2 protein-coding genes are annotated in these 1,118 nt (G+C 67.5%); both read left to right on the forward strand.

Going from position 1 to position 1,118, the window contains the following annotated elements; all coding sequences use genetic code 11:
• Positions 1-38 precede the first annotated feature (38 nt).
• On the forward strand, positions 39-527 hold the full coding sequence (locus tag ACZ592_RS40315; protein ID WP_471586758.1) for a PhzA/PhzB family protein: 489 nt from the start codon (positions 39-41) through the stop codon (positions 525-527).
• Positions 528-558: 31 nt separating this feature from the next.
• Positions 559-1,118: 3-deoxy-7-phosphoheptulonate synthase (locus ACZ592_RS40320; RefSeq protein ID WP_471586759.1), on the forward strand; the 560-nt coding region annotated here is incomplete at its 3' end.

Here is a 1,118-nt window from a genome sequence, read left to right on the forward strand (position 1 = left end):
CCCCCGTATTTCTCTCGATATACATGAAGGGGACACTCATGTCTGATTCCGTGCCGGGTGCTGGGTTTGGTGACGCGGTGGAGCTGCGTCGGGCCAATCGGGCCACGGTCGAGCGGTACATGCATACCCGGGGGCAGGACCGGCTGCGCCGGCACGAGTTGTTCACCGAGGACGGCCGGGGCGGGCTGTGGACCACGGACACCGGTGCGCCGGTGGAGACGGTGGGCCGGGACCGGCTCGCCGAGCATGCGGTGTGGTCGCTGGGCTGCTTCCCGGACTGGGAGTGGTACAACATCCAGATTTTCGAGACGCAGGACCCGAATCATATCTGGGTGGAGTGCGACGGCCGCGGGAAGATCCTCTTCGGTGACTACCCGGAAGGCTATTACGAGAACCATTTCCTGCATTCCTTCGAGCTGGAGGAGGGCAAGATCAAGCGTAATCGCGAGTTCATGAATCCGTTCCAGCAGCTGCGTGCGCTCGGCATTCCGGTGCCGGAAATCAAGCGCACCGGCATTCCCACCTGAAATTCTTTTCACCGCTGGAACGGAGTACGTCATGGAAGACGTGATACGGGACATTCGTGTCCGCGGGGCCCTGCAGCAGCCCGACTGGAGCGACCTCTCCCAGCTGGAACGGGTCACCGGCGCACTCGCCGGCCGGCCCGCACTGGTCCAGGGCGACGACCTGGCCACCCTGCGCACCCTGCTGGGCAAGGTCGCCCAGGGCCAGGCCCTGATCCTGCAGTCCGGGGACTGCGCCGAGGACCCCCAGGAATGCACCCCCGTCCAGGTCGCCCGCAAGGCCGCCCTGCTGGACCTGCTGGCCGGCCAGCTCGGCCTGATCACCGGCCGGCCCGTCCTGCGGGTGGGCCGCATCGCGGGACAGTTCGCCAAACCCCGCTCCAAGCCCACCGAACACATCGACGGCGTCGAACTGCCCGTCTTCCGCGGCCACATGGTCAACGGCCCCGAACCCGACGCGCACAGCCGCCGGGCGGACCCGCTGCGCATCCTGACCGGCTACATGGCCGCCGGCGACATCGTCGAGCACCTGGGCTGGCGCGAACGCGCCGCGGGCCGTGACGTCGTCGAGCCCACCGTGTGGACCAGCCACGA

This window comes from Streptomyces sp. NPDC040622 (assembly GCF_055593965.1).